Annotated in this window: 9 protein-coding genes; 6 read left to right on the forward strand and 3 right to left on the reverse strand. The window is 62.4% G+C overall.

The window, feature by feature from the left end; all coding sequences use genetic code 11:
• The 5 genes from odhB to lpdA form a co-directional block, all read left to right on the forward strand.
• Nucleotides 1-884 (forward strand): 2-oxoglutarate dehydrogenase complex dihydrolipoyllysine-residue succinyltransferase (gene odhB, locus MOV61_RS27170; RefSeq protein ID WP_247138816.1); only part of this gene is annotated, 884 nt, incomplete at its 5' end.
• Between the two features lie 15 nt (nucleotides 885-899).
• Nucleotides 900-1,313 (forward strand): MAPEG family protein, encoded by a 414-nt coding sequence (locus MOV61_RS27175; RefSeq protein WP_247138817.1) that lies wholly within the window; start codon nucleotides 900-902, stop codon nucleotides 1,311-1,313.
• A 4-nt stretch (nucleotides 1,314-1,317) separates the two neighbouring features.
• The gene (locus tag MOV61_RS27180) at nucleotides 1,318-1,818 is read left to right on the forward strand and encodes a hypothetical protein (RefSeq protein ID WP_247138818.1); all 501 of its coding nucleotides are present in this window, start codon (nucleotides 1,318-1,320) and stop codon (nucleotides 1,816-1,818) included.
• Entirely contained in the window at nucleotides 1,815-2,567 is a 753-nt protein-coding gene (locus MOV61_RS27185) for an SDR family oxidoreductase (RefSeq protein ID WP_247138819.1), read from the forward strand. The genes MOV61_RS27180 and MOV61_RS27185 overlap by 4 nt, the downstream gene beginning before the upstream one ends.
• Before the next feature lie 25 nt (nucleotides 2,568-2,592).
• Nucleotides 2,593-3,999: a dihydrolipoyl dehydrogenase gene (gene lpdA, locus MOV61_RS27190; protein ID WP_247138820.1), complete on the forward strand. Its 1,407-nt coding sequence runs from the start codon at nucleotides 2,593-2,595 to the stop codon at nucleotides 3,997-3,999.
• A gap of 75 nt (nucleotides 4,000-4,074) precedes the next feature.
• Here the strand turns inward: lpdA and MOV61_RS27195 are convergent, their stop codons facing one another.
• A complete protein-coding gene (locus tag MOV61_RS27195; protein ID WP_247138821.1) occupies nucleotides 4,075-4,467 on the reverse strand; it encodes a GFA family protein in 393 nt (130 codons plus the stop codon).
• Between the two features lie 236 nt (nucleotides 4,468-4,703).
• Here MOV61_RS27195 and MOV61_RS27200 point away from each other — a divergent pair, with 236 nt between their 5' ends.
• Nucleotides 4,704-5,195 carry a cytochrome b gene (locus tag MOV61_RS27200; RefSeq protein ID WP_038546498.1) on the forward strand — a complete coding sequence of 164 codons (492 nt, stop codon included), beginning with the start codon at nucleotides 4,704-4,706 and terminating at the stop codon, nucleotides 5,193-5,195.
• Nucleotides 5,196-5,208: 13 nt separating this feature from the next.
• Here MOV61_RS27200 and MOV61_RS27205 read toward each other — a convergent pair whose 3' ends face one another.
• Together MOV61_RS27205 and MOV61_RS27210 are read right to left on the reverse strand one after the other, a co-directional pair.
• The gene (locus MOV61_RS27205) at nucleotides 5,209-6,288 is read right to left on the reverse strand and encodes a TraB/GumN family protein (protein WP_247138823.1); all 1,080 of its coding nucleotides are present in this window, start codon (nucleotides 6,286-6,288) and stop codon (nucleotides 5,209-5,211) included.
• A gap of 97 nt (nucleotides 6,289-6,385) precedes the next feature.
• Nucleotides 6,386-6,834 (reverse strand): tyrosine-type recombinase/integrase (locus tag MOV61_RS27210; protein ID WP_247138822.1); only part of this gene is annotated, 449 nt, incomplete at its 5' end.

Genomic DNA, 6,834 nt, shown 5'->3' on the forward strand with positions numbered 1-6,834 from the left:
CTCCGGCTGCTGCAAAGGTCGCTGCGGACAACAACATCTCGACTGCCGATATCGATGGTTCGGGCAAGCGTGGCCAGGTTCTGAAGGGCGACGTGATCGCTGCCGTCGCCAAGGGCATTTCCGCTCCGGCACAGGCGCCCGCTGCTCCGGCGGCACCGCGTCCGGTTTCCTCGGCCGACGACGCATCCCGCGAAGAGCGTGTGAAGATGACGCGCCTGCGCCAGACGATCGCCCGCCGCCTCAAGGATGCCCAGAACACCGCCGCCATGCTGACCACCTATAACGAGGTGGACATGAAGGCGGTCATGGACCTGCGCAACCGCTACAAGGACGTGTTCGAGAAGAAGCATGGCGTCAAGCTCGGCTTCATGGGCTTCTTCACCAAGGCCGTGACCCACGCGCTGAAGGAACTGCCGGCCGTCAACGCCGAGATCGACGGCACCGACATCATCTACAAGAACTACTGCCATGTCGGCGTCGCCGTCGGCACCGACAAGGGCCTTGTGGTTCCGGTCGTGCGCAATGCCGACCAGATGTCGATCGCCGAAATCGAGAAGGATATCGGCCGCCTCGGCAAGCTTGCCCGTGATGGCGCGCTCTCGATGGCCGACATGCAGGGCGGCACGTTCACCATCTCGAACGGCGGCGTCTACGGTTCGCTGATGTCCTCGCCGATCCTCAACGCCCCGCAGTCCGGCATTCTCGGCATGCACAAGATCCAGGACCGTCCGGTCGTCATCGGCGGCCAGATCGTCATCCGCCCGATGATGTATCTCGCGCTCTCCTACGATCACCGCATGGTCGACGGCAAGGAAGCCGTGACTTTCCTGGTGCGCGTCAAGGAAAGCCTCGAAGATCCGGAACGCCTGGTTCTCGATCTCTAAGCCGGGAACGAACCCATGGAAACGCTCGGGGTTACCGCAACGCCATACATGACGCTGCTGGCCTTGAGCGTTGTCCTTCTCGTGTTCCATGTTCTGCTGCAGGGTACGCTCTCCACCCGCGAGCTTGGTCGTGAATGGAACGCAGGGCCGCGGGACGAGGGACTGGCGCCGAGGGACAAGTTCGCGGGGCGTGCCGCGCGTGCTTCGAAGAATTTCCAGGAGACCTATCCGGCTTTCGTCGGCCTGCTGCTCGGCGTCGCCTTTGCTGGAGACGCGCCCGGCTGGGGGCTGATCGGCGGCTGGATCTGGCTGGTCTCCCGGGTCGTCTATATCCCGCTCTATATGGGAGGGGTGCCCTATATCCGCTCCCTCGTCTGGACGGTGAGCCTGATCGGGCTTCTCGCCATGACCATCGCGCTGTTCCGGTGACGCCATGACCGCATCCTTGAAAACATGGCTTCCGATATTCTGCCTGGTGCCGGGTATGGCGCTGGCCGCGGAGCGATGTGCCATCGAGAAGGCCGTGTTCGTCGAGGCGACCGCCGGGACCGTGCTTTCATTCAAACCGGTCGGTTCGGACGCCGCCGTGGTCAGCCATCTCTTCACGATCACCGGGGGCAAGCTGAAGCTCGACGGCAACGTCATGTATGACGAGGAATCCAAGCGTCCGGGTGGCATGGTGACGAACAACTGCCCGCAGGGCGATGCGACCGGCGCCGAACTTCGAGCCTGCACGGTCTGGACCGGCGTACCCTATGCCCTTGATGTGGCGACCGGCCATATCGACATATTGGGCGCGGCGAATACCCTGGCGCCGGACGCGATCCTGATGCCGGGCTTCGGCCCGTCGATCCGACATTCGACGCTATGGGGCAAAAGCGGTCTGAAACAGGTCCCCTGGGACCTCTACGAGTTCAAGGAATGCAAGGCATGAGCGAAGACCCTGTTCTCCTGGTGACCGGCGGAAGCCGCGGCATCGGCGCGGCGGTCTCGCTGATGGCCGCCAGCCGTGGTTGGCGGGTGGCGGTGAACTACGCGGCCAATCGGCAGGCAGCCGAAAAGGTGGTTTCGGAAATCGAGGCCGCCGGCGGCGAGGCGATAGCGGTCCAGGCCGATATCGGCAACGCGGCCGAGATCGTCGCGATGTTTCAGGAGGTCGACCGACATTTCGGGCAGCTCGACGGGCTGGTCAACAATGCCGGGATCGTCGACATGCCGCAGCGCATCGACGAGATGAGCGCGGAGCGCATCGAGCGGATGATGCGGATCAACGTCACCGGTTCGATCCTGTGTGCCGGGGAGGCGGTGCGCCGCATGTCGACGAGACATGGCGGCAAGGGCGGCGCGATCGTCAATATCTCATCGATGGCGGCCAAGCTGGGATCCCCGGGGCAATATGTCGACTACGCAGCTTCGAAGGCGGCGATCGACACGCTGACCATCGGCCTGGCACGCGAAGTCGCGACCGAAGGCGTGCGCGTCAACGCCATCCGGCCGGGCATTATCGACACGGATATCCATGCGTCCGGCGGGCTGCCGGACCGGGCGCGCGACATGGCGCCCAGCGTTCCCATGCAACGGCCGGGCAGGGCGGAAGAGGTGGCGGATGCCGTCCTCTATTTTCTGTCGCCAGCGGCCTCCTATGTAACCGGCGCCATACTCGACGTGAGCGGCGGGCGCTAAGAGATGAAGAGAAGGAAAAAGAACTATGGCATATGATCTCGTCGTCATCGGAAGCGGCCCCGGCGGTTACGTCTGCGCGGTGAAGGCTGCCCAACTCGGCCTCAAGGTCGCGGTCGTGGAAAAGCGCGCCACCTATGGCGGGACCTGCCTCAACATCGGCTGCATCCCTTCCAAGGCGCTGCTGCACGCTTCCGAAATGTTCGCCCACGCCGCCCACGGCATGGATGCGCTCGGCGTCGAGGTTTCTGCGCCAAAACTCAATCTTGAAAAGATGATGGCCCACAAGGACGCGACGGTGAAGTCGAACGTCGACGGCGTCTCCTTCCTATTCAAGAAGAACAAGATCGACGGCTTCATCGGCACCGGCAAGATCGTCTCGGCGGCCAAGGTCTCCGTGACCGGCGACGACGGCAAGGCCCAGGAATTGGAAACAAAGAACATCGTCATCGCCACCGGCTCCGACGTTGCGGGCATTCCAGGCGTCAATGTCGAGATCGATGAGAAGGTGATCATCTCGTCCACCGGCGGCATCGCGCTTGAAAAGGTGCCGCAGCACCTGATCGTGGTCGGCGGCGGCGTCATCGGCATGGAGCTCGGTTCGGTCTGGTCGCGCCTCGGCGCCAAGGTGACTGTGGTCGAATATCTCGACAAGCTGCTCGGCGGCATGGACGGCGAAGTCTCCAAGCAGTTCCAGCGGATGATGGCAAAGCAGGGCATGGACATCCGCACGGATGCCAAGGTCACCGGCGTCGAAAAGACAGCCACTGGCGCCAAGGTCACCTACGAGCCGGTCAAGGGCGGCGACGCCCAGACGCTCGAAGCCGACGTCGTGCTGATCGCCACCGGCCGCAAGCCCTACACGGCGGGCCTCGGCCTGGAGGAAGCGGGCGTCAAGCTCGACAACCGCGGCCGCGTCGAGATCGACGGCCACTTCAAGACCAATGTCGAAGGCATCTATGCGATCGGCGACGTGGTCAAGGGACCGATGCTTGCCCACAAGGCGGAAGACGAAGGTGTGGCGATGGCGGAAATCCTCGCCGGCCAGCACGGCCATGTGAACTACGACGTCATCCCGAGCGTCGTCTATACCCAGCCGGAAGTGGCGTCCGTGGGCAAGACCGAGGAAGAGCTGAAGGCCGCGGGCATCGCCTACAAGGTCGGCAAGTTCCCGTTCACGGCGAACGGCCGCGCTCGCGCCATGCTGGCGACGGACGGTTTCGTGAAGTTCCTGGCCGACAAGGACACCGACCGGGTTCTCGGCGGCCATATCGTGGGTTTCGGCGCCGGCGAAATGATCCACGAGATTGCCGTGCTGATGGAATTCGGCGGTTCGTCGGAAGACCTCGGCCGCACCTGCCATGCCCATCCGACCATGTCGGAGGCCGTCAAGGAAGCCGCGCTCGCGACCTTCTTCAAGCCGATCCATATGTGAGCGCGTCCAGCGCTTTCATGCCGATACGATAAGGAAGGGTGGGACATCGTCCTGCCCTTTCGCCGTTTGTGAGGCCTACCCTTCGAAGCGGCCCGTGGCATCACGATCGTGCTCGTATCGCCTAGCGAGCGGAAACGGCGGTAACCAGGACTCCCGGCGGATGATCCAGCTTTCGTAGGTTGGCGTCAGCTGGTCGGGGGCATCCAGGGATCCGAGGTTGACTTCGATCTCGTCCGCGGTGCGTGCAAAAACCGAGGAGCCGCAGCGGGGACAGAAAAACCGGCCGGCGTAATCACGTGTCTCGCCATCGACCGTCACCGCGTCCTGGGGAAATATCGCGGAAGCGTGGAAAAGCGCTCCATGATGTTTGCGGCAGTCGAGACAGTGACAGATGCCGACCCGGTACGGCAGTCCCGACGCCACAATTCGCACGTTGCCGCACAGGCAACCGCCGGTAAATCGATCCATATCGCGTCTCCTCCAAGATCAAACGGCGGAAATTTTTACACCGACCAGCGCCTTCGGTGCAATTGCCGTCACCGGACGATAACGATGATCACTTCCAGCCGAACACACGGCTTGGAATTACGATTGGTCAATTCCAGGATTAAATCTTGGACAGGGTTGCCGCTTTTGCTTGAGCCTCCGGCAAACGGACCTAGACTGGATTCCATCACTCTAACCTTCTGAAAAAGGTCAAGAAAATGGCTTCCTCCTTCACAGTTCCGCAGCGTATCCTACATTGGCTGATGGCGGCGCTGATCCTGTTCAACCTGCTTTTCACCGACGCCATGGAGACTGCCGGGCGGCTGATGTTCCGCGGTCAGGCACTAACGCCGGAGCAGGTGAGTGCGGCGAATATCCACGCCTATGTCGGTATCAGCGTGCTGGTCCTCGGCTTGATCCGGCTCTGTCTGCGGCTGGTGCAAGGTGTTCCGCCGGAGCCGCGGCAAGAGCCTCCATTCCTGCGGGCGGTGGTGAAGATCAGTCACTGGGCTTTTTACGCGCTCTTCGTCGCCATGCCCCTGGCTGGTATCGGCGCGTGGTATTTCGGAAACAAGACTGCCGCATTCGCCCATACAGGGCCGCTGAAAATTTTGATGTGGGCATTGATCGTTGCCCATATCGGCGGGGCGCTGGTGCATCAGTTCTATTGGAAGACCGATGTGCTGAAGCGGATGACGAGTGGCCGATGAAGGATGGACGGCGTCAGTTGATCGCCGTCACCTTGAAGCCCTGTTTCCGGAAGAGCTCGACAAGGCCTTCCTCGCCCGGCAGGTGAAGGGCGCCGACAGCCATGAAGGCGCCGCCCTGGTCGAGGATGGAAGCCGCCCGATCGGCCATCACGTGGTTGCGTTTGCTGACGACGAGGTTTTCGAAGTCGCCGTAACCGGCTTCGTCCTCGGTGCCGTCGGGTGCCACGGCTTTCAGCATCGGCATGGCAAGGCCGATATTGCCTGAGAGATAGACTTCGGTCAGCGTCTCGAAAACGTCGTCGACGCGCCGGCCGAGCTTGATGGTCTCGATCAGCGACTTGAGGTGAAGCTCGATCGGGATGGCGTTCAGCGCCGCCGCCTGTTCTTCGAGCGTTTCCAGCCCTTTGACCGGTTTGCCTTCGGCGGTGGCCTGTTCGGCGATCTTCTTGTCGAGAAAGGCGACGTTCTGCGCCTTGCGGGCGAGCTCGCAAGCCGGCACGGAAACGAGGGCCATCAGCATCCACGGCCGCATGCGGGAAACGGCCGAGAGCGGCACTCCGCGTGCCTTCAGGCCGGTTTCGAGCAGCGCGACATCGTCCTTGGGCAAGAGCGAATCGATCGTGTTGCCATTCGTCAGCATCATCAGTTCCGGTTTGGCCAGCATCTTGGCCATGGCCTTCTTCTCGTCGATAACCTCGTCGGATTCGATGATGATGGTCTTCGCTTTGGAATGGGCTTCGGCGGCGCCGAGCGGCATTTTCAGCACCCGCGGGTCGGAGACGTGCATGGTGCCGAGCAGGTAAGAGGGTTGAAGCCCGACCTTCTCGATCTTCCAGAAGATGCCCTTGCCGTTCGGCACCTTGGCGGCCTCGGCGACGATCTGGTCGTAGAGTGGCGATTTTTCGGCCTTCATCTCTTCGAGAAGGTTCTTGCCATCACAGGCCGGCGTTTCCGCCCGTGCCGGGGACAATGAGCCGAGGATGAGAAGCAGAGAGGCGAGCGCTGCGACATGCGTGGCCGCGATCAGCCACAGCATGAAACCTTGGGCGTGCTTCATCAAAGCGCCGGTGGGGGAGGCAAAGGCGGGAGTCATCATGTCATCCGTCTGAAAGTTGCCGGCATATTAGCGATGGCGGCTGCACAAGCGCTTAACGCAACTGGTTAAAACTTCGTTCAGGCAGATTTAGGGGCTAAGCACGGGGATGGGCGCGGTCGTAGACTTCCAGCAATCTGGAGGAGTCGACGCCGGTATAGACCTGGGTTGTCGAAAGGCTCGCATGGCCGAGCAGTTCCTGAATGGTGCGCAGATCGCCGCCGCCGGCAAGCAAATGCGTTGCGAAGGAATGCCGCAGCGCATGCGGGGTCGCCGTCTCCGGCAGGCCGAAGGCGCTCCGGAGTTTCTGCATTTCCCGCTGGATGATCGCCGGCTGCAGCGGACCGCCGCGGGCGCCCCGGAACAGCGGCTTTTCGCCTTCGAGATGGTAGGGGCAGAGTTTCTTGTAGATCTCCACGGCGTCGAAAACGATCTGGAGCAGCGGCACGAGGCGGGTCTTGCCGCCCTTGCCGGTGATCCGCAGGCTCGTCGCGCCCGGCGTCAGGTCGATGGGGCGGAGGCCGAGCGCCTCCGAGATGCGCAGGC

The organism is Neorhizobium sp. BETTINA12A (assembly GCF_023006485.1).
GTDB lineage: Bacteria > Pseudomonadota > Alphaproteobacteria > Rhizobiales > Rhizobiaceae > Neorhizobium.

Excerpts from the sequence above, each read along its gene's own strand:
- MOV61_RS27200 (WP_038546498.1), top strand. The coding sequence starts at position 4,704 with ATGGCTTCCTCCTTCACAGTTCCGCAGCGTATCCTACATTGGCTGATG.
- lpdA (WP_247138820.1), top strand. The coding sequence starts at position 2,593 with ATGGCATATGATCTCGTCGTCATCGGAAGCGGCCCCGGCGGTTACGTC.
- MOV61_RS27180 (WP_247138818.1), top strand. The coding sequence starts at position 1,318 with ATGACCGCATCCTTGAAAACATGGCTTCCGATATTCTGCCTGGTGCCG.
- MOV61_RS27175 (WP_247138817.1), top strand. The coding sequence starts at position 900 with ATGGAAACGCTCGGGGTTACCGCAACGCCATACATGACGCTGCTGGCC.
- MOV61_RS27205 (WP_247138823.1), bottom strand. The coding sequence starts at position 6,288 with ATGACTCCCGCCTTTGCCTCCCCCACCGGCGCTTTGATGAAGCACGCC.
- MOV61_RS27185 (WP_247138819.1), top strand. The coding sequence starts at position 1,815 with ATGAGCGAAGACCCTGTTCTCCTGGTGACCGGCGGAAGCCGCGGCATC.
- MOV61_RS27195 (WP_247138821.1), bottom strand. The coding sequence starts at position 4,467 with ATGGATCGATTTACCGGCGGTTGCCTGTGCGGCAACGTGCGAATTGTG.